The 26,264-nt window shown below is 34.8% G+C and carries 26 protein-coding genes; 17 read left to right on the top strand and 9 right to left on the bottom strand.

The genetic code is table 11. The features are described from left to right. Window positions 1–723: 723 nt before the first annotated feature. The 7 genes from WEEVI_RS03155 to panB form a co-directional block, all read right to left on the bottom strand. The gene (locus WEEVI_RS03155; protein WP_013597737.1) at window positions 724–3,405 is read right to left on the bottom strand and encodes a TonB-dependent receptor; all 2,682 of its coding nucleotides are present in this window, start codon (window positions 3,403–3,405) and stop codon (window positions 724–726) included. A gap of 27 nt (window positions 3,406–3,432) precedes the next feature. After that, window positions 3,433–4,194 (bottom strand): GLPGLI family protein, encoded by a 762-nt coding sequence (locus WEEVI_RS03150; protein ID WP_013597736.1) that lies wholly within the window; start codon window positions 4,192–4,194, stop codon window positions 3,433–3,435. Between the two features lie 64 nt (window positions 4,195–4,258). Then, the gene (gene pncA / locus WEEVI_RS03145) at window positions 4,259–4,861 is read right to left on the bottom strand and encodes a bifunctional nicotinamidase/pyrazinamidase (protein ID WP_013597735.1); all 603 of its coding nucleotides are present in this window, start codon (window positions 4,859–4,861) and stop codon (window positions 4,259–4,261) included. Window positions 4,862–5,226: 365 nt separating this feature from the next. Further along, complete coding sequence (locus WEEVI_RS03140; protein ID WP_041942248.1) at window positions 5,227–6,225, bottom strand: glycosyltransferase family 2 protein; 999 nt, start codon at window positions 6,223–6,225, stop codon at window positions 5,227–5,229. Beyond that, complete coding sequence (locus WEEVI_RS03135) at window positions 6,218–7,090, bottom strand: lysophospholipid acyltransferase family protein (protein ID WP_013597733.1); 873 nt, start codon at window positions 7,088–7,090, stop codon at window positions 6,218–6,220. The genes WEEVI_RS03140 and WEEVI_RS03135 overlap by 8 nt, the downstream gene beginning before the upstream one ends. Window positions 7,091–7,121: 31 nt before the next feature. Continuing rightward, complete coding sequence (locus WEEVI_RS03130) at window positions 7,122–7,805, bottom strand: RluA family pseudouridine synthase (protein WP_013597732.1); 684 nt, start codon at window positions 7,803–7,805, stop codon at window positions 7,122–7,124. An 88-nt stretch (window positions 7,806–7,893) separates the two neighbouring features. Next, a complete protein-coding gene (gene panB, locus WEEVI_RS03125) occupies window positions 7,894–8,709 on the bottom strand; it encodes a 3-methyl-2-oxobutanoate hydroxymethyltransferase (protein ID WP_013597731.1) in 816 nt (271 codons plus the stop codon). 540 nt (window positions 8,710–9,249) lie between these two features. Between panB and WEEVI_RS11325 the strand changes: the two genes are divergently transcribed. The 10 genes from WEEVI_RS11325 to WEEVI_RS03085 all read left to right on the top strand — a co-directional run bounded on the left by WEEVI_RS11325 (window position 9,250) and on the right by WEEVI_RS03085 (window position 17,490). After that, a complete protein-coding gene (locus tag WEEVI_RS11325; protein ID WP_168160791.1) occupies window positions 9,250–9,390 on the top strand; it encodes a hypothetical protein in 141 nt (46 codons plus the stop codon). A 127-nt stretch (window positions 9,391–9,517) separates the two neighbouring features. Beyond that, the gene (gene rfbB, locus WEEVI_RS03120) at window positions 9,518–10,564 is read left to right on the top strand and encodes a dTDP-glucose 4,6-dehydratase (protein ID WP_013597730.1); all 1,047 of its coding nucleotides are present in this window, start codon (window positions 9,518–9,520) and stop codon (window positions 10,562–10,564) included. Window positions 10,565–10,695: 131 nt separating this feature from the next. Next, window positions 10,696–11,082, top strand: coding sequence for a four helix bundle protein (locus WEEVI_RS03115; protein WP_013597729.1), 387 nt, complete (start codon window positions 10,696–10,698; stop codon window positions 11,080–11,082). 30 nt (window positions 11,083–11,112) lie between these two features. Next, on the top strand, window positions 11,113–11,970 hold the full coding sequence (gene rfbA / locus WEEVI_RS03110; protein WP_013597728.1) for a glucose-1-phosphate thymidylyltransferase RfbA: 858 nt from the start codon (window positions 11,113–11,115) through the stop codon (window positions 11,968–11,970). A gap of 2 nt (window positions 11,971–11,972) precedes the next feature. Continuing rightward, window positions 11,973–13,769 carry an ABC transporter ATP-binding protein gene (locus WEEVI_RS03105; protein WP_013597727.1) on the top strand — a complete coding sequence of 599 codons (1,797 nt, stop codon included), beginning with the start codon at window positions 11,973–11,975 and terminating at the stop codon, window positions 13,767–13,769. Then, the gene (locus WEEVI_RS11630) at window positions 13,770–13,931 is read left to right on the top strand and encodes a glycosyltransferase (RefSeq protein WP_126414767.1); all 162 of its coding nucleotides are present in this window, start codon (window positions 13,770–13,772) and stop codon (window positions 13,929–13,931) included. It abuts the gene before it with no gap. Window positions 13,932–13,978: 47 nt separating this feature from the next. Continuing rightward, window positions 13,979–14,890 (top strand): glycosyltransferase, encoded by a 912-nt coding sequence (locus WEEVI_RS10885; RefSeq protein WP_169308963.1) that lies wholly within the window; start codon window positions 13,979–13,981, stop codon window positions 14,888–14,890. Continuing rightward, window positions 14,887–15,675, top strand: a complete 789-nt coding sequence (locus WEEVI_RS03095) for a glycosyltransferase family 32 protein (protein WP_013597725.1) — start codon at window positions 14,887–14,889, stop codon at window positions 15,673–15,675. Before WEEVI_RS10885 ends, WEEVI_RS03095 begins: the two co-directional genes overlap by 4 nt. A gap of 94 nt (window positions 15,676–15,769) precedes the next feature. Continuing rightward, on the top strand, window positions 15,770–16,822 hold the full coding sequence (wecB, locus tag WEEVI_RS03090; RefSeq protein WP_041942050.1) for a non-hydrolyzing UDP-N-acetylglucosamine 2-epimerase: 1,053 nt from the start codon (window positions 15,770–15,772) through the stop codon (window positions 16,820–16,822). Continuing rightward, window positions 16,819–17,490: an NAD-dependent epimerase/dehydratase family protein gene (locus WEEVI_RS03085; RefSeq protein ID WP_013597723.1), complete on the top strand. Its 672-nt coding sequence runs from the start codon at window positions 16,819–16,821 to the stop codon at window positions 17,488–17,490. The genes wecB and WEEVI_RS03085 overlap by 4 nt, the downstream gene beginning before the upstream one ends. A 129-nt stretch (window positions 17,491–17,619) precedes the next feature. Here the strand turns inward: WEEVI_RS03085 and WEEVI_RS03080 are convergent, their stop codons facing one another. Next, window positions 17,620–18,618, bottom strand: a complete 999-nt coding sequence (locus WEEVI_RS03080) for a glycosyltransferase family 2 protein (protein ID WP_013597722.1) — start codon at window positions 18,616–18,618, stop codon at window positions 17,620–17,622. 257 nt (window positions 18,619–18,875) lie between these two features. On the opposite strand from WEEVI_RS03080, the gene WEEVI_RS03075 reads away from it, so the two are divergent. From WEEVI_RS03075 to WEEVI_RS03045, 7 genes are read left to right on the top strand one after another with little or no spacing between them, the layout of a single operon-like run. Continuing rightward, window positions 18,876–19,535, top strand: a complete 660-nt coding sequence (locus WEEVI_RS03075; protein ID WP_013597721.1) for a hypothetical protein — start codon at window positions 18,876–18,878, stop codon at window positions 19,533–19,535. A gap of 3 nt (window positions 19,536–19,538) precedes the next feature. Beyond that, a complete protein-coding gene (locus tag WEEVI_RS03070) occupies window positions 19,539–20,354 on the top strand; it encodes a glycosyltransferase family 2 protein (RefSeq protein ID WP_013597720.1) in 816 nt (271 codons plus the stop codon). A 1-nt stretch (window position 20,355) separates the two neighbouring features. Next, window positions 20,356–21,387 carry a glycosyltransferase family 2 protein gene (locus tag WEEVI_RS03065; RefSeq protein WP_013597719.1) on the top strand — a complete coding sequence of 344 codons (1,032 nt, stop codon included), beginning with the start codon at window positions 20,356–20,358 and terminating at the stop codon, window positions 21,385–21,387. A 13-nt stretch (window positions 21,388–21,400) separates the two neighbouring features. Beyond that, entirely contained in the window at window positions 21,401–22,285 is an 885-nt protein-coding gene (locus WEEVI_RS03060) for a decaprenyl-phosphate phosphoribosyltransferase (RefSeq protein ID WP_013597718.1), read from the top strand. A 1-nt stretch (window position 22,286) separates the two neighbouring features. Continuing rightward, window positions 22,287–23,609: an FAD-binding oxidoreductase gene (locus tag WEEVI_RS03055; protein WP_013597717.1), complete on the top strand. Its 1,323-nt coding sequence runs from the start codon at window positions 22,287–22,289 to the stop codon at window positions 23,607–23,609. A 3-nt stretch (window positions 23,610–23,612) separates the two neighbouring features. Next, window positions 23,613–24,338, top strand: coding sequence for an SDR family NAD(P)-dependent oxidoreductase (locus tag WEEVI_RS03050; protein ID WP_013597716.1), 726 nt, complete (start codon window positions 23,613–23,615; stop codon window positions 24,336–24,338). Between the two features lie 3 nt (window positions 24,339–24,341). Then, a complete protein-coding gene (locus tag WEEVI_RS03045) occupies window positions 24,342–24,932 on the top strand; it encodes an HAD-IB family hydrolase (protein WP_013597715.1) in 591 nt (196 codons plus the stop codon). Between the two features lie 8 nt (window positions 24,933–24,940). Here WEEVI_RS03045 and WEEVI_RS03040 read toward each other — a convergent pair whose 3' ends face one another. Then, a complete protein-coding gene (locus tag WEEVI_RS03040; protein ID WP_041942245.1) occupies window positions 24,941–26,152 on the bottom strand; it encodes a hypothetical protein in 1,212 nt (403 codons plus the stop codon). Window positions 26,153–26,264: the final 112 nt, after the last annotated feature.

Raw genomic sequence — 26,264 nt, 5'->3', positions numbered from 1 at the left:
CAACGGAATTGGATTGACCAATACGCAAAAATTTACAGAATTAGAAGCTTTCGGTGAAAATAATTATTCTACAGAACTCGATGATTTGGGCTTGGTTATTTCGCATGCGATTAGCGGTGATTGGATTCCCGAAAAAGAGATTAATCGCGATGAGGTTTATTTGATTGGCCATTCTCGAGGTGGAGGAATCACGATTCTAAAAGGAATAGAAGATCCACGTGTGAAAAAGATAGCTACACTTGGTGCGATTTCTTACCTAGATCGTTTCCGAAATTATTCGGAGCAAGAATTAGAAGATTGGAAAGATTCTGGAGTATATCGTTTTCAGAATATGAGAACCCAGCAATGGATGCCGATGAATTATCAGTTTTATGAGGACTATATCCAGCATGAAAATCGTCTGTCGATTGAAAAAAATATTCAGAATTTAAGCATTCCGTATCTCAATCTACATGGTGATGCAGATGAAACGGTTTCGGTAGAAGAAGCCAAAAACCTGAAAAGATGGAATCCTACTATTGAGTTACAGGTTTTGGCAGGTGTGGATCATGCTTTTGGTTCGAAAGAACCTTGGACCGAAGGTCAACTACCCGAAGATTTTTTATGGGCAATGGAATTGATACGAGATTTCTTTTTAGAAAAAAAATAAGAAAATCTTTTTTGCAACAAAAATGCCGCCCAGTTCGGAGCGGCATTTTGTAAACGGAGGTTTTGAGAAAATCCTTAAAATTTATATCGTAGATTTACCAAAAAATAACGACCCAATACTTCTTGCTGAGTGGTTTGGGTATAGTTATCGTTGAATGAATTGGTCACGAGTAAATCATTTCCTAAAATATTTCCTGCGATAAAAGTAATGTATGTTTTTTTAGCAATATTATAGCGCAAAGACGCATTGAGTTCTTTGGCTTCATTGATTTTTTCGCCATTTTGGTATTGCAAATGATAGTTGATATCCGACTGAAGTAGCCATTTGTCTAAAAAGGTCCAAGCAAAATTACCGTTCGGTACCCACGACTCGAAACTCTGTTTTGTTAGTGAACGATAATCATTTTGCATCCATTTGAGGCCGGCCGTAAATTCTACTTTCTTTTTGAATGTGAAAATATTATCCAACATATAGAAATGAGAAATTGTACGTGTATTGGTCGATTCATTATTTACAAAGGTGTAATAATCCATATTAGAAAAATTACCGTTGATACTTGCACGATAAAATTTAGAAAAGCGTTTTCCGATATTCAAATTGGCAGAAAAAGATTTTTCGTTTTTGTGGCTATTAATCAGCGTATTGCTTTGGTTAAACTGTATATTTTCCGGATTATTTGGCGGTACATAGGTCAAGAAATTAGACATGGTTTGTATCGAATTGTCGCGAATCGTATAACTTACTTGTGCGTAAATATTAAAAAAGGAAAATGAATTGAAATAGTAATATCTCAAATTCATATCATGTTGATTGCTAGCGTATAAATCTCTATTTCCGTAAAAAACAGAAAAATAAGAATTTATTTTCATCAATGGATTCAGATCTCTAATTGATGGATAAGAATAATTTCTGCGATAATCCAAACTCAATTGATGAGCGTTGCTAAAATTATATTCGAAATTTGCAAACGGAAAAAATTTTGTATCTTTTTCTTCTTTTCTTTCGTTAAGAAAATCGATATTTTGATACAAATGATGCAAGCCTGTTCCGACATCCATCAAAAACCTACCAAATTTCTTTTTGATTGAAGCCGAAATATAAAACTGTTGAAAGTCCATATCGGCACGTCCGCTATAGAATTCTCCTGCCAAAATTTCTTCTTGCCCAAATGTAGTGGTCGTGTTTTTTTGGTTGCTGAAATTCGTGCCTACTTTTAGGTTTAAGTTTGTAGTATAGCTCAATAAATGGTTATAAACAGCATATAGCTGCAAGGTATTTACGTTTGTTTTCTGTTGCTGATCGATCGAGTTTAGCGAGAATGGGTAAAGATTACTCAAAAACTCATGCGAAGAGCGAATCATCAAATCAGGTTTTTCTTCTTGGTATTGATGACGGAAATACAGACCAAGGTTATCGTCTTTTCCTACTTTTTTTATGTAACTAAAATTCTGTGTAATACTGTTATTCGTCCGTTTGTTTTCTACACTTCTGCTGGCGCTAAAAGTGTTATTTTGGTAGGATGATAGGTTTTGTTCTAGATTGTTTTCGGTATAATTGAAATTCAATCGATACTTGATTTGCGATCGATCAGACGGAGAATAATCAAGTCGTAAACGTCCCATTGCTGATAAAATATTTTGCTTATTTCGTTCTTCATCTAGATCGATTCGGTTGTTGATCGATGCACTATGAAAGCGTTTTGTCAACTGATTGTATCGGATATTGTTCGAAGCCAACATCCCAAAACCGGTCACCATTAGATTTTTATTTGCTTGGTAGCCCATATGTGCTGCACTGGTAAACGTGTTCAGTTCTCGTGCCTGATTTTGGGTGCTTAGAAAGCTAAATGTAGTGTTGGCAGAACGCAAAGAGAGTATACTTCCTTCTGAGTTAAAATCAGAGAATACCCCAAAAAAACTCATATAATCTTCCTGATCAAAAACTTGCTTGCCATAAGTGTTGAAATCTCCGATGAGCGTAGCATCTGTTTTTTCGCTAAAATAAAATGTTTTAGATTGTGCATCGGCGTGTTGATTGGCGTCTCCACCAATGGTTATATTCCCGAAGGCAAGATTTTTTTTGTCCTCTTTTAGTTCGATATTGAGCGACATCTGCTCATCTTGCTGTAGGGAAGAGGCAAATGGATTGGCTTTGAATTTCTTGTTTAGTTGGATTTTATCCACTGCATCCGATGGTAAATTCTTGTTCAGTAATTTGGTGTTACCTCCCAAGACTTCACGTCCGCCAACGGTGATAGTAGTAATTTCTTTCCCGTTGTGGTATACTTTTCCGTTTTCTACTACAATACCGGGCAGTTTTTTTAGGATATCCTCCAACACTTCTTCATTCCCAACCTTGAAGGAGTCTGCATCATATTCTATAGTATCTCCTTTTATTTTTATTGCTTGTTTGGCATTGATAATGGCTTCTTGCAAAGCAATGGTCTTGGTGGCTTTTAGTTTTAGTTTTAGTTGCTGATTTTTTGATAAATCCAATGCTTGAACCACTTGCTCAAAACCAGAATGTTCGACTTCTATTTCATACTTTTCATGGCAAGGAACCTCAAGTGAAAACTCACCCTCGAGGTTAGAATAGGTGAAACCAACTCCTTCATTTTGCGTATTGAAAATAGAAACCGTTGCATCGTTGATAGGTAAGCCGTTTTCGTCTTGTAAAATACCTTTCACGGTACAATTTTGTGCAAAAACACCATTGGATAATCCCAATAATAAGATCAAGAAAAATACAATCCTCATACATTAATTTTAATAGAGCGTATGTAATTAATCGGTTTCTACGCCTTGGTTCATTTGTTCGCGAATGTTTTGTTCCCAAATACGCATTTCTTCTTCGTATTCTTTCATGGTATAGGTTTTCTTTTCGGTCGGAACGTTAATTTTCACTGGTTTATCAGTGATTTTTAGGTCTTTTAATTGGATAGAAAAATCTGCTTTTTCATTTTTACCGTCAACTTTCACAATCAAACCTGGCAAACCCCAAAAACGGTCGGGACCATCTTTTACAGTAATTTGTGGTGCATACCAAGCAGTTACCGGAATGCTGTCGTTGATAACGCCTGTTGCTTTGGTAACATCGTATCCGTTGATTTTAGTTTTCTCACGGGTTATTTTCCAGTTGAAGTTGATTAATTGGTCTTTTATTTGGTAGCGTTTGCCAAACATGTCATAGAGTTTTGTGTATTCGTTGTTGTCGATTAATTTGTACAGAGGTTCTTTGTCCATCATCGTCATCATTTTTACGACTTGTGCCGATATCGAATTATCATTACTAATTTTTTCTACCAATTGATAAACAGATTTTTTGCCATCTGCTTTCAGGGTGTAATCTACATAAACACCTTCTTTATTAGCAGTTTCTAGGTTTTTTCTTGCTTCGGATTGAAATGCTTTCGGAACGTTTTTCAAGTTTTCTTCAACATTCAAATCGATTTTCATAACATAGGTGGCTTCTATGTTTTGGTCTTGTGCAAATCCGACATGTATGGCAGAAAAAGCAATCAGACAAGTATAAATAAATTGTTTCATAATCGTTGTGTTTTTTTATTAGGTGTATTTTTTTTGTAATCGTTACATCTAATCCATTTTTTTTTTAATCCAAATAGCTTGTGAGTTGTCCGCCTTTGGTAATAAATGTTTTTAGTTTTTCTTGGTACATTTCATTATCAATCGCTTTTACGGCACGCTCGAGAATATGAACTTTGTATCCCAATTTCAGTGCGTCCATGGCGGTGAAATAGACACAAAAATCAGCAGCCAAACCGCATACAAAAATTTCGGTTACGCCTTGTTCTTGTAAGTAGCCGTGTAAGCCAGTTTTGCGTTGATGGTTATTATCGAAAAAAGCACTGTACGAATCGATCGAAGGATTCATGCCTTTTCGGATGATTGCGGAAAGTTTGTTCTGATGTAATTCGTGGCTCAACTCTGCGCCTTTTGTTCCTTGCACACAATGATCTGGCCATAGTGTTTGCGGATAACCTTGCAAATCGACAATATCCAAAACTTGATTGTTCGGATGTTGAGATGCAAAACTTTGGTGTTTTTCGGGGTGCCAATCTTGGGTGGCAATAATCAGCTCGAACTTGGCTTGCAATTCGTTGATGCGTTTGATGATTTCATCTCCATGAGGAACGGCCAATTTACCACCTGGTAAAAAGTCGTACTGTAAATCGACAATGATTAATGCTTTCATTTTTAAGTTATTTTATGCTTAAAAATAAGGAGAAATTAGAACTATTGGCTAGTTTTTTTTGTGCCTTGTTTCATTTCTCTTTTATTATCAGAATTGTAGATAAATTTTTTGTGTTTTTTATAGATTATGTTTTGTTTTTGGTTTGATGAGTAGTATTTGTACTTACTAGAAGCATCAGTCCTATAGTGGGAATTAAATTGTTATCCGCTTGGTTCTATGGTTTTTCTTAGTTTGATATTTTATTGTAGAGATTATAAAAAAATACTCGATAGGAAGAAGATTTTATGATTAAAATTCTCTTTTATGTTTTTACAAACAATCGAAAAAAAGTTAGTTTTACCTAAAATATAAAAAGAAGGATAAGATTAATTATCGAGATCGGTGAATTTTCTTTTGGTAGCAATAAAATACTGAAAAACAAGAAACTTTGTCTGATAATAATTCTTGATAGGATGAAGTTCTCGTTTGCGATACATTTTTTTCAGGCCACGATAAAAGTGCATGTGTGACCAAAATACAGCACGCAAATGAGAGAAACCTTTACTTGGTAAAAAAGCAATTGCCGCTATTCCGTCTAAAGAAAGTCTTGCAAAAAGACACGGAAATAAACGACTTTTGGGTAGGTTTTTCACATTCATCCATAAACTATTGCGGTAGTTGAGGTACATTTTTTTGTACGAATCTTTTTTCAGCGTTGCAGCTCCTAAATGATAAACCGTAGAATCTCCGCAAAACATAATCTTTTTGCCTCTATTTTTCAGACGCCAACATAAATCAATTTCTTCCATGTGAGCCTCAAAATCTTCATCAAAACCATCGACAGCCCAATAATCTTTTGCACGAATAAATAAACACGCGCCCGAAGCCCAAAAAATTTCAATCGAATCATTGTATTGTTGTCTGTCCTTTTCTATGGTAAAAAAAAGTCTTCCTCGGCAATACGGATAGCCCAAATTATCAATAAAACCGCCTGCAGCACCAGCGTATTCGAACTCGTCTTTGTTTCGGTAGGATAAAATTTTGGGTTGAATTGCGCTAATGTTTTTATCCGTATCAAAAAGTTGCAGAACCGGTTCTATCCAATTTTTGCTAACTTCTACATCCGAATTTAGTAAACAAAAATATTCTGCATCAATAGATTGTAAACCAATATTGTAGCCTTTTGCAAAACCATGATTCTCAGAGTTTTGTATAACCCGAACATCTGGAAATTTTTCTTGCAATAGTGTTAAATAATCATCAGACGATTGGTTGTCTATAAGATAAATCGGGTAACCTTTACTGTTTTCGACAACCGATGGTAGAAACTCTTCCAATAGTTTTCTGCCGTTCCAATTTAGAATGCAAATTGCCAGTTTATCCATAAGATTTGTTTTGTGCATGTTTCCAACGTTTATGACTCCATAACCAATTGCTTGGTTGTTGCTGAATGGTTTTCTGGAGCAGATGAAAGAACTTATTTACCGCTTCGTTTTCTACAAAATCTTCACCATCGGGTAAAATTCGAATGAATTCGGTATGATAATAGCCGCGTTTTATTTTGGTCGTTTGGGCATAGACAACCGCAAAATCTTTCTTGGTTAGCAACTTATCGAAACCCGTAAAGACAGGTGTTTGTTGATGTAAGAAATCTAGCGAGTAATGTATTTCATGTTTCTTCGGACTCTGGTCGGCAATCAAAAGATAGGTCGTGTTTCCGTCATTGGGTGTTTGTAACATTACTCGGATTACGCGACGCATTTCTACGGTTGTTGTTCGGTAACGAGCGCGTAATTGTTGCATTTTTTTGTCCCAAAAAGCATTTCGTAAACGATGATACACGGCAACATTTTTTGGGGTAGGTAAGATAAGTGCTGTGCCAATAAACCATTCCCAATTGAAAACATGACCCGCCATTAAAAAAACATTTTTCTTTTCGAGCTGAATCTGATTCATAATGTCTAAACCAGAATGCGTATGTCGTTTCTCAAGTTCTTCTGGGCTGATCGTGAAGGCTTTGAGGGTTTCTACCAAATAATCGGCAAAGTTTTTATAGAATTCTTTTTGGATTTGTTTTATCTCTCGATTGGATTTTTCGGGAAATGAATTTTTTAGATTGTTGAAGATTACCTTGCGTCGATAACCGATCAAATAATTCAATCCGAAATAAATGATATCCGAAATAAAATACAAGACCGGAAAGGGTAACTTAGAAAAGGCCTTTACTATCCAAAACACCAACTGATTCATATAATGAAAAAATGTCTGTAAAGATAGAGATTTACTCAAAACCTAAACTTGCCTCCCACAAAACATCTTTTGGTGGAGGAGCAATAATGGTGATTTCTTCTTTGCTCACGGGATGCGTAAATATTAATTTTCTTGCATGCAGAGAGATGCTTCCGTCTGGATTAGAACGTTTTGCACCGTATTTCAGATCGCCTTTTATGGGGCATCCGATAAAGCTCAGTTGTGCCCGAATTTGGTGAGAGCGTCCGGTGAAAAGTTGTACATCGAGCACTTCATACGAATCCAGGCTTCCTACCCAATAGTATTCGAGAATTGCTTCTTTGGCATTGTTGGTGGGTTGGCTAAAAACGGTTGTTTTGTTGTTTTTCTGATTTTTACGAAGGTAGTGTGTCAAACGATCGTGTTCTTTTGGCGGTTTTCCCTGTATCAATGCGCGATACACTTTGGTTACTTCCCGCTTCTGGAAGGCATCATTCATGCGTGCCAAAGCTTTCGATGTTTTTGCAAACATTATTATCCCAGAAGTTGGTCGATCCAAACGATGAACTAAACCCAAAAACACATTGCCAGGTTTGTGATCACGTTCTTTGATGTAGGCTTTCAGGCTATCTACTAGTGGGATATCGCCGGTATTGTCGCCTTGTGCCAATTCACCAGGTTTTTTATTTATAATCAATAAATGATTGTCTTCGAATAGAATGTCAGGGTTTACCATGAATTATAGTGGATAAAAAAATTTAGTTTTCGTTAGGATTATTTTTACAGTTTTTCATCATTAACTTATTTTTATGTTGGATAAGTTATCAATATTGTTCATTTTCATTTGGAAAATCAGAAGACTTTACATCGGCTACATAATTTTCGATTGCTGATTTTATTTGGTCTTCTAGTTGTAAATATTTGCGAACAAATTTAGGGTTGAACTCGTTATTGAGGCCCAACATATCGTGCACGACCAAAACTTGCCCATCTGTACTATTTCCGGCACCAATCCCGATTGTAGGAATTTGGATGGTTTCTGTTACTTTTTTGGCTAAATCGGCAGGGATTTTTTCCATCACCAAGGCAAAACAACCCAACTCTTCTACCAGTTTTGCATCGCTGATGAGTTGTTCTGCTTCAGAATTATCTTTGGCGCGTACTTTATACGACCCGAATTGATAAATCGATTGAGGTGTAAGCCCTAGATGTCCCATCACAGGAATTCCTGCATTGATGATTCTTTTGATCGATTCTTCGATTTCTTTTCCGCCTTCTAATTTCACGGCATGGGCACCCGACTCTTTCATGATTCTTACGGCAGATTCCAATGCTTTTTGTGGGTCAGATTGATAAGTACCAAACGGTAAATCTACAACGACCAATGCTCTTTTTGCAGCACGAACAACACACTGTGCATGGTAAATCATTTGGTCTAGAGTAATTGGCAGAGTAGTCTCGTGACCGGCCATAACGTTGGCAGCAGAATCTCCGACCAAAATTATTTCGGTGCCGGCTGCATCTACTAAAGTAGCAATCGTAAAATCATAAGCCGTTAACATGGATATCTTTTCGCCCGAAAATTTCATTTTACGAATTGTTTCGGTCGTTATACGTTTTAAATCTTTGGTTACTGACATGCTATTTTTATTTCTTGGTAAAGGTAATTTGATTTTTAAGGAACTACTAATGTTTTATGAGATTTTATTAGAAAAATACTTTTGTTTAGCAATTGATTTTTAATATTATTTAACCGTCAGACTTTTTAAATGTCAATGTTTTTTGGGTAGTAATATTCGTGCAAAATATGTAATTTTGTGCTCTTTAATTGCCAACATAAACGATGAATATTGCTGTTGTAGGAACAAGATAAGTGGTTTCTAATCCAGAATTTATACACAAAGGTTGTGCTACTTTAAGATGTTAGGTATCCAAACCGTGTGTTTGTAGGAGCTACTTCTTACCAAGTTCTCGATTTCTAGTGTCGGGTTTATCGTTCGTTGACCGAAGCAAGATTTCTGGTAAGTAGGATGCCTGAAAACTCGTCTGAACATGCAAAGTATGATATTGGTCGGAACGAAGAATGATAAGTTTTGTCTTGAAATGGGGTCGGATAAACGAGTAGGAAATTGGCTCTTGAAATGCTCAATGAATAAATAAAAGAAAAGACAGAGGCTGTGATGTACGACAGGGTTATTATCCCAAAAAATGTAAAAAAAGTTTCAGGTCATAAAATCCACAATACAAGCGATAGGTATACGGCAATAGAAGACGCTGATGCATTGTTGATTACATCAGAGTTAATACAATTTGATGAGTGATAAACAAAAGAATAAGTTATATTTGATGATTGAAACTTATAGGAGTTAGGTGTTCTAGAGGAGAGAAATATTTTTCTACAAATCAATTGGCAAAAGAACAGTGTATAACTATTTAAGAAAGCAATTTATGACAACGATATTTATTACCGGAGGAGCAGGTTTTATTGGTTCGCACGTGGTTCGCGAGTTTTTGCAGAAACATCCGAATTATACGATTGTGAATATAGATGCCCTGACGTATGCCGGAAATCTAGAAAACCTGAAAGATGTAGAACATCATCCGAATTATCGCTTCGAGAAAGTGGATATTGTCGATGCAAAAGCGGTGAATGCATTGTTCGAGCGCTATCAGCCCGATGGCGTAATTCATCTAGCCGCTGAGTCGCATGTGGATCGCTCGATCAGCAATCCGATAGATTTTGTGATGACGAACGTAATCGGAACGGTTAATTTATTAAATGCTGCAAAAGCAACTTGGCAAAATGATTATTCAGGAAAACGTTTTCATCATGTTTCTACAGATGAAGTTTATGGAACGCTAGGCGAAACTGGATATTTCACTGAAGAAACTTCGTATGATCCGCATTCTCCGTATTCGGCTTCCAAAGCATCTTCTGATCATTTTGTGCGAGCGTATCATGATACCTATGGTTTACCGATTGTAATCACAAATTGTTCTAACAATTATGGCCCGAATCATTTCCCAGAAAAATTGATTCCGCTATGCATTCATAATATCCTAAATAAAAAACCTTTACCGATTTATGGTGACGGAAAATATACCCGCGATTGGTTGTATGTGATCGATCATGCGAAAGCAATCGACTTGGTTTTCCACGAAGGAAAAACAGGAAAAGCGTACAATATTGGAGGGTTCAATGAATGGACGAATATCGATTTGGTGAAAGAGCTTTGTCGACAAATGGATGAGAAACTTGGTCGTGAAAAAGGCGAAAGTGAGAAATTAATTACTTTCGTAAAAGACCGTCCGGGGCACGATTTGCGTTATGCGATCGATGCTACAAAAATAAATAAAGAATTGGGTTGGAAACCATCCGTAACCTTCGAAGAAGGTTTATCGGCAACGATAGATTGGTTTTTAGCCAATCAGGAGTGGTTGGACCATGTAACATCGGGTGAATATCAGAAATATTATGACAAACAGTATAGTTGAGTGGTTGAGTGGTTGAGTGATTGAATGGTTGAGTGGTTGAGTGGTTGAGTGATTGAATGGTTGAATGGTTGAATGGTTGAGTGGTTGAGTGGTTGAATGGTTGAGTGGTTGAACAATTAAATAATTGAGAGATGAGTTTAATAAAATATCATAAAGATTTAATAGTTTATCAGAAAGCCTTTGATTCAGCAATGCAAATTTATTTTTTGAGTAAGTCATTTCCTATTGAAGAAAGATATTCACTAACAGACCAAATCCGACGTTCTTCCAGATCCGTATGTGGAAATATTTCCGAAGCTTGGAGAAAAAGAAGATATGAAAAATTATTTATCAATAAACTAATTGATTCAGAAGGAGAAGCAGCCGAGACACAAAATTGGCTGGATTTTTCTTTAGCTTGCAATTATATTGATAAAGAAATATATAACGAATTGTATTTGAAGTACGATGAAATATTGGCTATGTTAGTTAAAATGTCGAAAGATTCAGGAAAATGGACATTCAGCAATACTCAATAACTCATCACTCAAATACTTAAATACTTATAAATGAAAGGAATAATATTAGCCGGTGGCTCCGGGACGAGACTTTATCCGTTGACTATTTCTGTGAGTAAACAGCTGATGCCGGTTTATGATAAACCCATGATTTATTATCCGCTTTCCACTTTGATGCTGGCGGGAATTCGTGATATTTTGATCATTACCACGCCACAGGATTCCGATTCATTCCAAAAACTTTTGGGCGACGGATCGCAAATCGGATGTAAAATCGAATATAAAATTCAGCCAAGCCCCGATGGTTTGGCGCAGGCATTTATCATTGGCGAAGAATTTATTGGCGAAGATAAGGTTGCGCTGGTTTTGGGTGATAATATTTTCTATGGTGCAGGTTTGGCCAAGTTGCTACAAAGCAAAACTGAAGTAGAAGGCGGTTGTGTGTTTGCGTATCAAGTTTCTGATCCTGAGCGGTATGGAGTTGTTGAGTTTGATGAGCAACAAAAAGTAGTTTCGATAGAAGAAAAACCGACTCATCCGAAATCGAATTATGCGGTACCGGGATTGTATTTTTATGATAATCGAGTGGTAGAAATAGCCAAGAATTTGAAACCTTCGGCACGAGGTGAATTGGAAATTACCGATATCAACAAGATTTATTTGGAATTGGGAGAACTGGAAGTTGGAATTATGGGGCGGGGAACAGCTTGGTTGGATACCGGGACGTTCGAGTCGTTGCACGAAGCATCGGAATATGTTCGGGTAATCCAAAGAAGACAAGGTTTTAGTATCTCTTGCATCGAAGAAATTGCGTATAGAAACGGATTTATTAACAAAGAACAACTTCTGACTGCAGCCGAGAAATACGGTAAAAGCGGTTATGGAGAATATTTGAAACAGATATTGTAGTAGTGGATAAGATAAAGAAAAACAGTAAAATTTCTTATTATAGTTATTTTAAGTATGTAAAAGGTTTTATCGGAAATCGTTTTTACGTATATGTATTTCTGAATTTCTTGATAGGGTTATTTGATAGCTTAGGATTGGCCATGTTTATTCCTTTGTTGGCAATTGCAACAAATTCTGATAGTTCTGGGAATGAATCTTTAAGTAATTTACAACCGCTAATAGACTTTTTGCAAGAGAAAAATATAGAGTTGAGTTTGGGTAATACCCTTCTGGTAATGATTTTTCTTTTTGTACTAAAAGGTGTCTTTTATTATTTGAAAGGTAATTATTTGAATAAGACACTTTTGATTGCGTTGAGGAAAATTCGTTTGAAGCTATTGGCCGGACTTAACGGTTTGAGTTATGAAGGCTTCACACACTTGGATGCAGGAAAAGTACAAAATATTATGGTTGCGCAGACGGGGCAGGTTATGACCAGTATGAATGCCTATTTTATGTCTATACAGCATGTGGTGATGCTTATTACGTATGTTCTAATGGCTTTTTTAGCAAACTGGAAATTTGCAATAATGATAGCTTTCGGTGCAGGATTGACTAATTTTTTATACAAATACATCAATAAAGTCACGAAAAGACATGCTGCAGAATTGGTGAGTGTAGGCAATGATTTTAGTGGGAGACTGATCCAAGTAAGTAATAACTTCAAGTACCTTAAAGCGACTAACAAATTCACTATTTTTAAGACTCGTCTAGAACACGACATTAAAAACTCTGAAAATATATCATATAAAATAGGGCTAATTGGAACAATAGCCGACTCGTTGCGCGAACCGATGATCATCATAATTATTGCTGTCGTGCTTTATTTACAAGTCGAAGTGTTACAGAATGATTTTTCATCAATTATGGTGAGTTTATTGTTGTTTTATAGATCATTGAATTATCTTGTTTCTCTACAAAGTACTATAAATAGTTTCATAAAAACTTCTGTAGGAGTGGATGCAGTAGAAAATTTAATTGATGAAATGGGAGAGTATAAAGAAAGTACAATAGGAAATAAAATCGACCATATCAATAATATAGAATTGCAGAATGTTCATGTGACATTTGGAGAAAAACAAGTTTTAAAAAACATTAATCTTCAAATTCGTAAAAATACTTCGATTGCATTGGTTGGTGAGAGTGGTGCAGGTAAAACAACATTGGCTAATATTATATGCGGACTAATCACTCCACATGAAGGTGAGATGTATAATAATGAGGAAAATATAGGGGATTTTAATATAAAATCTTATCGAGAGAAAGTAGGATATATTACTCAAGAGGCAGTTATTTTTGATGATACTTTGTTTAATAATATCACTCTGTGGGATGAAAAAAACGAAGAAAATTTAGAGAAATTTCATCAAACATTGAAAATGGTAGCTTTGGATAGTTTCTATGCCGGGCTAAAAGACAAAGAAAACACTGCATTAGGTAATAACGGAATACTGGTTTCTGGAGGACAGAAGCAAAGAATTTCAATCGCAAGAGAGTTGTATAGAGAAGTAGATTTACTTATTCTTGATGAGGCAACATCTGCTTTGGATTCTGAAACCGAAAAATATATTAAAGATAGTATCGACTTGCTACAAGGGAAAACAACAATAGTTATCATTGCTCACAGATTATCAACCATAAAAGATGTGGATTGTATTTACTTGATGCATGAGGGAGAAATTGTAGAAAGTGGTGAATATCAAAATTTACTAGCCAAATCAGAAAAGTTCAGAAAAATGGTTCAACTACAAGAATTATAGATGATTACAATATTTACGCCTACCTATAACCGTCGCATTTATTACCTCGACTTTTTCGAAGTTTTTTTTAAAAAAATAAAAAATTTCAAATGGCTTGTGGTTAATGATGGTTCTACCGATAATACTAAAAAAATATTTGTAAATTTGCTTATAAACAATTAGTTGTCATTATTTTTTTATTAATGTTTATGGTAAATAACAAGCCACTAGTGTCAGTTTTCATGATATCCTATAATCAAGAAAAGTTTATTATCGAAGCTCTTACAAGTGTATTAAACCAAAAAACTAATTTTGAATACAAAGTTTATCTTTCTGATGATTGCTCAACGGATAATACAGTTAAAACTGTTAATGATTTTTTATCTAATCATCCTAAAAAGGATAATGTAATTTTCATTTCACAGCCAAGTAATTTAGGTTGGATGCCTAATTTTATTTATACACTTCAAATGTGTAAAGATTCTGGTTCGAAATATATCGCAATGTGCGAAGGTGATGATTTTTGGACGAATGAAAATAAATTGCAAAAACAAATAGACTTATTAGAAAATAACACGGATGTTGTTCTAGCTTGTCATAAATACCGTGAGCTATACAATGACGGACATACTGTGGATTGCCCATATTTTAGAGAGGATTTCTTTAGAGGTAAAAACAGCTTCAAGTTCTCTCAAGAAGATTTTATGAAATTTATGCGAATCCAAACGATGACTATTGTTTTTCGTAGTTCTGCACTAAATTTAGAGCTAAGACATCAATATAAGTTCTATTGCGACACCCACATAAAACATCATATACTAGACCATGGTTTGGGATTATATACTGATGATTTTGATGCTGTTTATAGAATACACGGAAACAATGTTTTTATGTCACTAAATTATAGAAAGAAAATAAAATTTACATGTGATGTATATCGAGACTTAATCCAGAACGGATTTGATGACTATAAAAATCTATTGAATCATTCAATGCGAGAGAGAATTGCACTAGAAATAGAAAATAAAAAATATAATATCTTTGATAAATACTATCTAAAATTATTACTGCAACAATATCAGGATGTTAAGTCTTTCCCTTTATTATTAAAAAATATAACTAAGGCAATAATTAATATATGATTCCGAAAATAATCCACTACTGTTGGTTTGGAGGAAAACCAAAACCCGAATCTTTTTATATCTGTCTTGATAGCTGGAAAAAGTATTTACCAGACTATAAAATAATAGAATGGAATGAGTCTAACTTCGATATCAATTGTTGTGAATACGTGCGTTTAGCAGCAGAACAAAGAAAATGGGCATTTGTCTCGGATTATGCTAGAGCATTAGCATTATACGAAATGGGAGGGATTTATATGGATATAGATGTGGAAGTCAAATTACCTTTAGATGAATTTTTACATCACAGAGCATTTTCGGGCTTCGAAATCAAAGGTTCGCCTTTTACAGCACTTTGGGCGACGGAAAAAGGACACTCATGGGCTAAGAGAGTAATAGAATTTTACAACAAAAAAACAAACTTTGACTTAACTACCAACACGGTTTTTGTATCAGACTTATTGGTAAAAGAATATGGCATCAACCCCGATAAAGACGAATACCAAAAAGGAAAAGACGGTATTGTGATTTACCCATCTACATATTTTTGCTTAGACTTGCCAAAAAATTATGCAACACATCATTTTGTAGGTACATGGCATGAAAGAGATTATCCGAACCCTTTCAAAGATTTTGTTCATGCGTATTATAAAACTAAGGAGTTTGCAGAAATCAGAAATGGAAAAAAAGAAGTTCATAATGTTATCTACAATCAAAAAATGATCAATGTAGAACAGATTTTAAATCAAATTCCCTTTAGAATGATTGTAAAATATGTGCTCAGAAATCTTTTTAGCAAAAGATGATAAAATTATTTACGAAAATATTTATTAATTAAATATTTATTCTATAAATTAATTTTACCTTTAGTTGCTTATCATAAAACAAACAAATCTAAAAATGATAGCTATAATCTATGGTACTCGACCAGAATTTCTAAAAGTCTTCCCAATAATACTCGAAGCAGAAAAAAGAGAACTACAATACATAACAATAAATACGGGGCAACATACAACTATGTTGACAGAAATGGAACAGCTATTTGATTTCAGCCCAGATTATAATTTAAAAGCACAGTCGAAAGAGTTTTCAAACTCTAACTTATTAGCTAAACTTATCGATACAATTTCGGGTGTAATAAACAGTCATAACATTAAGAAGATTATAGCACAAGGTGATACATTCACAGTACTAGCTTCTGCAATGGTGGCTTTCCTAGAAAAAAAAGATTTTTTTCATGTCGAAGCAGGCCTAAGGACAAATGATATTCGTTTCCCTTTCCCAGAAGAATTCAATCGTAGAGTTGTTTCTCTAGCAAGCACCCTAAATTTTGCGCCAACCCAGTTAGCAGTACAAAATTTATTGAAAGAAAATATAGAGCAAAATAAAATTATCACAACAGGGAACACGATTATAGATATGCTTACTTATGTTCTGAAAAAAGAAAACATCACCCTACAAAAAGAGAATGATGTTTTTATTACAGCACATAGACGAGAAAATATAAGCGATAATATGTTTTCTATTTGCAGTGCTATAAAAGAATTAGCAGAAGAAAATCCTACAATTAATTTTCATTGGAGTTTACACCCAAACCCCAAAACAAGAGAATTTATTTTTAAGACTTTTAGTACCGTCCCAGATAATATACAATTTATAGAACCTTTGAATTATATAGAAGCTGTTAAGTTAATGGCACGCTCATTATTAATTATATCAGATTCAGGAGGTATACAGGAGGAGGCTCCTACGCTACAAAAGAAAGTAATTATACTAAGAGAAGAAACAGAAAGACCAGAGGTATTAGATTGTGGCTGTGGAGTTTTAGTAGGTGCTAATAAGCAAAAAATAAAAGATGAATTTTACAAAGAAATCAAAAGTGATTTACATAAGTTTGTAAATCCATTTGGAAATGGCAAATCATCAGAAATAATTCTAGATAACTTATCATGATCATAGGAAAAGGTTTGATTGCGACTCAATTTGCTGAGGTTGATTCGGATGAAATTTTGTTTTTTGCTTCGGGTGTTTCGAATTCTTCCGAATCAGATCCGAGTCAGTTCATGAGAGAGCAAAAATTAATCGAAGAAACGATCGCGCAATTTCCGAATCTGCTCTTTGTGTATTTCAGTACGTGTTCTATTTACGATTCGTCTAAATACAATAGTCCTTATGTGTTGCATAAATTGCACATGGAAGAAATCATCAAAGAAAAAGCAAGCAGTTATTTGATTTTGCGCGTTAGTAATGCGGTTGGGAAGGGTGGTAATCCCAATTTGTTGATGAATTATCTCTATCGACAATTTATGGATCAAGCAGCCTTAACGATACATCAATTTGCCACGCGTAATTTGATTGATGTCGAAGACGTGAAAAACATTGCTCTTTCTTATATACAGCACGATAAGAAAAACCAAATTGTGAATGTTGCTTATACCGAGAATTTTCATATTCCAGAAATTATCGATGGTTTCGAAAAAGTTTTCGGAGGAAAAGCAAAAGTAAATTTAGAACCCAAAGGCGAACATTATAGCATCGATCTAAGCGAATTGGCCTATCGTTTTGAGATCACCAACAAAACAGACTATTTAGAAAATTTGATCAAGAAGTATTATGGGTAAGTTCGGAGAATTACTTGTTCTTGTTCATTGATGTAGTTTTTTTGTCAATTATTTTGAACTTCACGCTCAAATCACAAGTTATACCTACTAATAAAAATTCACCAACCAAAAACAAGCCTCAGCTTGTTATCACTCGTATCTTTTCTTGAATAGTCGATAGCCAATTTCGGCAGGAAGATTGTACAAGATATTTGCTTTCTTTTCTTTTTTGGTGAAATCATTCGTTAGATAATCCGACAGTTTCAGGCTCGGTGCTTTTTTCATTCTGCGGTAGTTTTGTTTCCAATACGACACATCATCGCGCATGAATTTGTACTGCATGATCATCGTTAAATCTTTGAAATTCACAATTTTCTTGCGAATCCACTTTTTGCGATCTGCATTCTTGGTCTGATGATAGGATTTGGTAAACCACTCTAAAATGGTTTGATGATTCTCGAAATTAACTTTCTTTTTATTGGCAATTGTCGATTTGCTATGCAAATAATAGATATAGGTAGTATCGTGTATAAAACTGATAGAATGCAATTTTTCTGCACAATGAAATGCCCAAAGCTCATCTTGTGAATAGAGGTTGGGTACAAAACGTAAATTGTTCTTTGTGATGAAACTTTTTAGATATAATTTATTCGGTGCAATGATTGGCCAATCGCCGTAAACAAATCGTTTGAAGATTCTTTCGTTTTCCATCACGATAGAATTGATGCTGTTGATACGAAAAAGATAAGCACGTTCACCTGTATCTTCGTATTCGCAAACGGTTTCGGCTACCGAAATTTCTACATTGTATTTTTCTGAGTTAATAACCAATTTTTCGATGCAATCGGGGGTGATATAATCATCACTATCCAACATATAAATATATTTCCCAGAAGATTCGTCAATTCCGCGATTGCGTACAACCGATAAACCTTGATTTTTTTCTAAATGCACCAACCGCATCGACAGTTGTGGATTGTTTTGCATAAACTCTTCGATCAAAGCCACACTATTGTCGGGTGTAGCATCGTTAACGAAAATTGTTTCGATGTTCGGGTAAGTTTGTGCTTTCACCGACTCCATGCAGCGTTGGATATACGCTTCGCATTTATAAATCGGAATGTTGATACTCACTAGAGGTTGCTGCATAAGTTTTATTTGTTATACTATTCTGTGTACCAATTTACGAAATTTTTAACACTTTTTTCTTGTTTTTGATCAGATGGTCAATACAAACTTTGGTAAAGAATGTTTGTAGCCATCAACTCCACAGATAAACAAACAACTTTTGCAGTACACATAAAACCGATACAACCAGCAGCTCCCGTAATTAATAGTGTTTAGTATTGGAAGATTACCAATAAAATTAATGAGAATAGTTAAGGTTTATTATCTTTGAAAAAAAAATGATAAAAAGCTCTACTAAAAAACTAAAAGATTCTATTCTTACTTATATCAATCAACGTAGGGATATTCCTAATCAGTACCCTTTTATTATGCATGAAGATGAGAAGGAGTTGCTGAAAAAGTATATAAAAAATACACAAAATTATCTTGAATTCGGTTTAGGGGGAAGCACTATTTTCGCTTTATTAAATTCTAAAGCTAAAATTATTTCTGTTGATACCAATGAATCTTGGATTGCCAGTATGATGAAATATAAAATAATAAGAAAAAATATTCCATCACGTTTAGAGATTTTATTTGTAAATATTGGTGAGACCAAGTTTTGGGGGTACCCAGTTAGCAATGAAAAAAAACATACATTCGAGCGGTTTTCTAAAGAAGTATATGAAAAATATCCAGATAATCTATATGATTTCGTATTGGTAGATGGTCGTTTTAGGGTGGCGTGTGTATTGCAAACCATAATTTCTCAAATAAATAATAAGAAAATTATAATTGCTGTACACGATTATTCTTTTAGAAAAGAATATCAGATAATTGAACAATTTTTAGAAATTAAAGAAAAAGCAAACTCATTATATATTTTCGAAATGAAAGAAAATATTGATATTGATTTAGTCAATAAATTATATGATGAGTATAAAGAAATTGCTGATTAAGTTATGAAATTTTCTATCCTTATAGCCCATTATCAGAATTGGGAGTATTTTCAACAATGTTATCAATCGCTTCTAGATCAGACGTATAAAGATTTTGAAATTATCATCGTCGATGATTGTTCGCAAGATGATTCGTATCAAAAGTTACAAGAGTTGGCTGCACAAAATCCGGGTATTCAATTGTATCAGAATCAAGAAAATAAAGGGGTCGGATTTACCAAAAATCGGTTGTTATCTTTGGCAACGGGAGATATTTTTGGGTTTGTAGATCCGGATGATGCATTGGAAAAAACAGCGTTAGAAGAAATGAAAAACAGTTACGAGAACAACCCCTCAATTGTTGCGGTTTATTCTCAGATGTTGTTGTGTGATGATGATTTACAGCCGCTTCGACTTTTCGAACGAACTTCTAAGATTCCCGCCAATGATCAATTGTTTGTGAATATCAACACTTCAATTGCACATTTCTTTACACTCAGAAAAGAAGCATTTCAGCAAATAGAGAATATTGATATTACTTTGAAATCTGCAGTAGACCAGGATTTGTATTTGAAGTTGTATGAAGTTGGTCCGTTCTATTTTTTACCAAAACCTTTGTACCTCTATCGATTGCATGAAAAAGGAGTTTCTCAGCAAAAGAATAAAGATTCGGCAAAAGATGATTTCAAGAAAGTGATAAGAAATACTTTAGAAAGAAGAGGAGTAGAAGAATTAGATGGGAAATTGTTGCAGGATTTGTCGAATGATGAGGTGTATCAAATCTTATCGAAAAGAGAAAATTCATTGTTCAAAAAACTTCAACGAAAAATAGGCTGGTAATATGGAGGTCCTCATCAAATCTTTCAATCGGCCGCATTATCTCGATCGTTGTTTACAGTCGATAGAAAAATATGTTAGCGGCTACGATTCTATCACTGTTCTCGATGATGGGACGCCTGCGAAATATCTCGATCGAATCAGACAAAAGTATCCACGTATAGAAATTCGATTATCCAAACAATACAGACAGAAATCAGAATCCATCGAAAATCACCGCTTTGATACGGATAAACTCAACGGATTTACCATTCCGACCGATTTGTGGGTAGACGCTGTGCAGCGAACCCAATCGTATGTGTTGGTGACCGAAGACGATGTTTGGTTTACTCAGAAAGTAGATTTATCTGTTTTGGTCACCGAAATGCAAAAAGAAAAAATAGGCTTGGTGAAATTGGGTTGGCTTGGCAATGAAAGGGATGACGAAAATTTAGCCATTTCTCCTTTGTCTGAAAACTTAGACCGAACAATACCTAAAAAACTTTTTACAGCTCCCGAATTTTTGATGGACATTTATATGTTCAACCGTTTCAAGTTTTTCTCCCTTTTGTTTCGTTTGGGCTTGGTGGATAATGATACGAAACGAAAATATTGGGCATTGAATTCTATTTTGATGGGATTGTATCATAAAGATTATTGGTTGTATATTTGGAAAGATTCTGTGAATCAGTTGAATGAAAAAATACAGTTGCGCAATGCGGCCGTCTATTATCATCTGCACAAAAAAAATAAGAACCTTTTGTGTAGGACCAAAACAGAGGTAATGCAAACAACTTTTCGATCGACGGCTTCGGGAGTTTATCATGATTATGGAATTGATTTGGATATTAACCGAGTGAATTTTATTTTGAATGAAGCGTGGTTGAACAATGAGTTGGATGCAATGGAAAACTTCCCGAAAGACTTTTCAGATCATCAAATACAACAATTGTTAGAAAAAGAAAGTCACCCTGATGCTCAGTTTGCACAATGGAAAAAATGGACAGAACATTTCAAACAGCAATACCGAAATTTAGGAGCTAATGTAAACACTTAAAACCTATAAAGAATTGTCAACCAATACTCAACTATCAGCTATTCTACAATTGATGCGTGTGCATCAATGGGTGAAGAATTTATTTGTATTCCTCCCTATATTCTTTGCTGCAAAAATACTCGATGTCGAACTCTTGGGTAAATCTATTATTGGGTTTATTGCTTTTAGTTTGGTGGCGAGTAGTGTGTATATTCTCAATGATTACATGGATATTGAAGCAGATCGCTTGCATCCCGAAAAGAAAAAACGCCCCTTGGCAAGCGGTGCTTTAAGCAAAAAAGCAGCTATCATTTTATTGTTTTTTTTGCTCTTCTCTTCAGTCGCAATGATAACGGTGATGGGCAATTGGAAGGTATTTTTTTTGTTGTCTGTTTATTTTTTTATGAATATCGGCTATTCGATGGGTTGGAAACATATACCACTGCTCGATGTAATGATAATTGCCTTTGGTTTTCTGCTGCGAGTTTTGGTAGGAGGCTATATAACCGATTTACCCGTATCTGATTGGACAGTGATTCTTACTTTTTCTCTTGCACTAATCATGGCATTGGGGAAAAGACGCGGCGAATTGATGAATACAAATCTCACCGGAAAAACCAGAAAATCATTAGAAGGATACAGTATAGAATTTCTCAATGTTACACTAGGGATGGTCTGCGGGATTACTATTGTTTTCTACATTATGTTTGTCTTGTCAGACGAAGTACAGAGCAGATTTCATCATTATGTTTTTCATACGTTTATCTTTGTCATTCTAGGAGTTTTGCGATATTTGCAACAAACAATGGTTTTCAATGCAACCGAATCGCCAACCAAAATGGTGTACAAAGACCGCTTCTTGCAAGTGATTCTTTTGCTTTGGGGGTTGGCCTTTACGTTTTTAATTTATCTGAAATAAAATGATACATCCCACCAAAAAACCTGTAAGTAATTGGGGAAATTATCCCGAAATTATTGCCAAAGAATATACTCCACAAACCATAGAAGAAATACAAGAAGTACTCGCGCAAGAACCGACCATCATCGCTCGTGGAAATGGACGCTGTTACGGAGATGCTTCTTTGCAAGATACTTTGCTTTCGACCAAAAGATTAAATTATTTTATCGATTTTGATCGAGATAATGGCATTATCGAATGCGAATCGGGTGTACTCTTATCCGAAATAATCGAAGTGATTATCCCAGAAGGTTTTTTCATAGCCGTAACGCCGGGCACAAAGTTTATTACGGTAGGAGGAGCCATAGCTTCGGATGTTCATGGTAAAAATCATCATGTAGATGGATGCTTTTCAGAGCATGTTCTATATTTTGATTTGATGATCGAAAATGGTGAAGTACTTCGCTGTTCGAGAGAAGAAAATGCAGCTTATTTCTGGGCAACAATCGGTGGTATGGGCCTTACAGGAATTATTCTGTCTGCTCGGTTTCAACTCAAAAAAATAGAGACAGCCTATATACAACAAGAAGCGATTCAGGCTCAGAACCTAGACGAAATGTATCAACTGATAGACGAGTCAGAAAGCTGGACGTATACTGTTGCATGGATAGATTGTCTACAAAAAGGTAAAAATTTAGGCAAAGGATTGTTGCTTAGAGGAGAACATGCAGTGCGTAAACAATTATCAGGAAAACTGTATGAACAACCTTTAACCGTGAAAAAGAAATTTCATCTTAACATACCATTCAACTTCCCGTCGTTTGTCCTGAATCCATGGTCGATAAAAATTTTCAATTTTCTGTATTATCATAAACAACTCAAGAAAAAAAGTGGACAAATCATTGATATTGATTCGTTTTTTTATCCGTTGGATGCTGTTTTTCATTGGAATAGAATTTACGGGAAGAAAGGGTTTATACAATATCAATTTGTTATCCCAAAAGAAAATGGGAAAGAAGGTATGCGCAAAATTCTAGAAACGATAGCCCAAAGCGGGAATGGTTCTTTTTTAGTTGTACTGAAGCTTTTCGGACTCAATAATCCACAAGCTTATAACTCGTTTCCGTTTCCGGGATATACACTCGCATTGGATTTTAAGTTGAACAAAAATTTGCCACAATTGGTGAAACGATTAGATGCTTTGGTAAAACAGTATGACGGTAGAATTTACCGAACCAAAGACGCAATGTCTGATATTGTCCTGACAGATTATTTGCAAAATACGGAGTCGAGCAAATTCGATTCTCTTCAAAATCAACGAATTCATTTTTTTAAAAACAAATAAATCATGGTCGTAATTGGTCCAAATTCGGATGTGGCAAGAGCGTTTGTCGAAAAAATATTGACAGAAGGAGAACGATTTCCGATGCTTTATTTATTGACTTCCAATCCCAAACTAACCGAAAAGTTTGCCCAACATATCGAGGTGAAATACAAACAAAGTTGTCAGGTACATACGATAGATTTACGGCAAGGAAGTGATTTTTCCTTTGTAAAAGATATTTCCTCTGACTTGGTTTTTTGTGCATCAGGTTTCTTGGGTAAGAATTCGGATGAAGGGTTGTTTGATGATCAGAACTCGAATAACATCATAGCAATCAATTATGCAAATCTGGTTGTCTTGCTTAATCATTTTGCTCAACAAATGGCTGAAAAAGAACAAGGTACGATTATCGCTCTTTCTTCGGTTGCCGGTGAAAGAGGTCGACAAAGTAACTTCATGTATGGGAGCGCCAAAGCAGGTTTCACGACGTATTTAGCAGGCTTGCGCAATTATTTGTTTGATAAAAAAGTGCATGTACTGACGGTGATTCCGGGTTTTATGGATACGCAAATGACGGCAAACATAGAGACACCAAAACCATTGACTTCATCGCCACAGCAAGCAGCGAACAGTATTTATCGAGCTTATAAGAAAAAGAAAAATACAGTTTATGTAAGTTTTGTTTGGAGATATATTATGTTGATTATAAAATTGATCCCAGAATTTGTGTTCAAGCGAATGAAAATGTAAACGATGAGAAGAAAACTTTATTTATTCGATTTTGATGGTACGTTGACCAATGTTGACTCTCTTTTCGATTTTCTTAAATTCAGTTTTCCTAGCGAGTACAACCGAATTTTCAGGAAGCATTTCATTTCTTTTGTTCTTACAAAGCTGAAAATTACCGATGCTGCCCAAGCTAAAGAAGCTTTTATAGCCGATTTTTTACAAGGTAAAAGTCGAAAAGAGTTAGAGCAATTGGCACAAGCCTATTTTCGGGCAAAAAAAGATGTTATTTTGCGTGACAAGGCAAAAAAGTATGTAGAAGCTATCAATAATTATCACGATAAATTTATCGTTTCTGCATCGGTCGATATTTGGTTACAACCTTTTGCCGATTATTTTGGTTGTGGCTTAATTTGTACACAAGCCGAGTATGATGAACGTGATGTGTTTACAGGTAAATTTGCCTCAGAAAACTGTAATTATCAACAGAAAAAAATCCGAATAGAAAAGGAAATTGATTTATCACTTTATGATGAGATTTTGGCTTTTGGTGATACCAAAGGCGATGCAGCCATGTTGAGTTTGGCCACCGAACCGCATTTTCGTTTTTTCGAATAATTTTTCTTTTACCATAAGTAGTCGCCAAGCATTTGCATCCCGAATGTTTGAAATATAGCTAAATAGGTTATAGTTTTTAAGATGTTATAATCCCGAACGTTGAAAAGAAATAATAATAAGTAAGGATAAATAAAAATACATGCCCTTGCTGTTTCACCTGTACAATATGCTCCAGCTACATACATTAATACTAGAGAAAAGAGGGCAATCAATGGTAAATAATAATTTACATCTGTTTTTTTCAAGTAAAGCTTGCTAGGTTGTAATAGGAATGCAAAAAAACCTAAAGAAAGAAACAAAATAATTTCAGAGATATTCTCAATCCGAGTAAAAAAGTATATTCTTGGCTCATCAAAACCTCTAAAACCTCTAGGGTTTTCTAATCTCGATGCTGTAAAAAAACCTTCTATATGGTTGTAATTTAGAAGTGTATAGAAAAGAATCATCATAATACCAAACAGTAGTCCAACTATGATAGAATTCGTTAGAGTTGCTATTTCTTTTTTTTTCCTCCATTGGTAGATACTTGCGATAACACTTACACAAACAAGAAAAGTTCCTCCAAAAGAAATCATATTAGAAAAGGTAAACCCTAAAAACATATAAAAAATACTTATAAACGAAATTTTTTGAGTTTTTATAGAGTAGAGTAAACCATAAAGAAAATATAAAGAAAAAGTAAGGTAAATGGCATCAATTGATACTATAGAATAAATGTTGATAGATGGAATTGCAGCAAAAAGTATAACAAAAAGATTTCTTTTAGCATCACTAAAATTGAATAGCTTAAGGATTTTCAATAAAGGGAATACACTTATAAGCCCTAAAGCAGACAGTCCGTAAGCTAGACCAATTGGCGAGTTGTTGGTTAGTTTGAGAAAGAAATAATGAATCCAAACAGTAAAGGGAGGGTGGGTTTTGGAATGCATTTTTAAGTCTTGCTGAATTTCGTTAAACTGACTTAAAAAAACTTTTCCGTTGTCTATGAGTATGGCATCATGATAGTATTGGAAATCAGTATCAACGATAGAGCGTAAAAAAGACTGATGCATAGAACCTTGAGCAAGATTACCTAAGATAATCATAATAAAATAAGCAAGGATAATATTTTTTTTACTAATGGTCGAATGATAATACGTAACTATACTACTAAAAACAAGAAAACAAACTGCAAAAAAAATCCCTTTTAGGTAAAGAGGAGAGAAGTAGACTACACTCATCGGGAAGGTAATTCTAGTACCAATATAAAAAATATGTGTGTTGATATAGTAATTTACCAATACCATTACAAGCCAGCATAAAAGTAGTAATGATATAGTTTTAAAAGGTGTT

The sequence above is a fragment of the Weeksella virosa DSM 16922 genome (genome assembly GCF_000189415.1).
Lineage (GTDB): Bacteria > Bacteroidota > Bacteroidia > Flavobacteriales > Weeksellaceae > Weeksella > Weeksella virosa.
Note: the sequence above shows the minus strand (reverse complement) of the source record. Positions and strands in the feature narration are given on the sequence as shown.

Bases quoted from the DNA above. Each gene is read 5' to 3' on its own strand.
- WEEVI_RS03155 (WP_013597737.1), bottom strand. From the start codon at position 3,405: ATGAGGATTGTATTTTTCTTGATCTTATTATTGGGATTATCCAATGGT.
- WEEVI_RS03150 (WP_013597736.1), bottom strand. From the start codon at position 4,194: ATGAAACAATTTATTTATACTTGTCTGATTGCTTTTTCTGCCATACAT.
- pncA (WP_013597735.1), bottom strand. From the start codon at position 4,861: ATGAAAGCATTAATCATTGTCGATTTACAGTACGACTTTTTACCAGGT.
- WEEVI_RS03140 (WP_041942248.1), bottom strand. From the start codon at position 6,225: ATGGATAAACTGGCAATTTGCATTCTAAATTGGAACGGCAGAAAACTA.
- WEEVI_RS03135 (WP_013597733.1), bottom strand. From the start codon at position 7,090: ATGAATCAGTTGGTGTTTTGGATAGTAAAGGCCTTTTCTAAGTTACCC.
- WEEVI_RS03130 (WP_013597732.1), bottom strand. From the start codon at position 7,805: ATGGTAAACCCTGACATTCTATTCGAAGACAATCATTTATTGATTATA.
- panB (WP_013597731.1), bottom strand. From the start codon at position 8,709: ATGTCAGTAACCAAAGATTTAAAACGTATAACGACCGAAACAATTCGT.
- WEEVI_RS11325 (WP_168160791.1), top strand. From the start codon at position 9,250: ATGTACGACAGGGTTATTATCCCAAAAAATGTAAAAAAAGTTTCAGGT.
- rfbB (WP_013597730.1), top strand. From the start codon at position 9,518: ATGACAACGATATTTATTACCGGAGGAGCAGGTTTTATTGGTTCGCAC.
- WEEVI_RS03115 (WP_013597729.1), top strand. From the start codon at position 10,696: ATGAGTTTAATAAAATATCATAAAGATTTAATAGTTTATCAGAAAGCC.
- rfbA (WP_013597728.1), top strand. From the start codon at position 11,113: ATGAAAGGAATAATATTAGCCGGTGGCTCCGGGACGAGACTTTATCCG.
- WEEVI_RS11630 (WP_126414767.1), top strand. From the start codon at position 13,770: ATGATTACAATATTTACGCCTACCTATAACCGTCGCATTTATTACCTC.
- WEEVI_RS03095 (WP_013597725.1), top strand. From the start codon at position 14,887: ATGATTCCGAAAATAATCCACTACTGTTGGTTTGGAGGAAAACCAAAA.
- wecB (WP_041942050.1), top strand. From the start codon at position 15,770: ATGATAGCTATAATCTATGGTACTCGACCAGAATTTCTAAAAGTCTTC.
- WEEVI_RS03085 (WP_013597723.1), top strand. From the start codon at position 16,819: ATGATCATAGGAAAAGGTTTGATTGCGACTCAATTTGCTGAGGTTGAT.
- WEEVI_RS03080 (WP_013597722.1), bottom strand. From the start codon at position 18,618: ATGCAGCAACCTCTAGTGAGTATCAACATTCCGATTTATAAATGCGAA.
- WEEVI_RS03075 (WP_013597721.1), top strand. From the start codon at position 18,876: ATGATAAAAAGCTCTACTAAAAAACTAAAAGATTCTATTCTTACTTAT.
- WEEVI_RS03070 (WP_013597720.1), top strand. From the start codon at position 19,539: ATGAAATTTTCTATCCTTATAGCCCATTATCAGAATTGGGAGTATTTT.
- WEEVI_RS03065 (WP_013597719.1), top strand. From the start codon at position 20,356: ATGGAGGTCCTCATCAAATCTTTCAATCGGCCGCATTATCTCGATCGT.
- WEEVI_RS03055 (WP_013597717.1), top strand. From the start codon at position 22,287: ATGATACATCCCACCAAAAAACCTGTAAGTAATTGGGGAAATTATCCC.
- WEEVI_RS03050 (WP_013597716.1), top strand. From the start codon at position 23,613: ATGGTCGTAATTGGTCCAAATTCGGATGTGGCAAGAGCGTTTGTCGAA.
- WEEVI_RS03045 (WP_013597715.1), top strand. From the start codon at position 24,342: ATGAGAAGAAAACTTTATTTATTCGATTTTGATGGTACGTTGACCAAT.
- WEEVI_RS03040 (WP_041942245.1), bottom strand. From the start codon at position 26,152: ATGAGTGTAGTCTACTTCTCTCCTCTTTACCTAAAAGGGATTTTTTTT.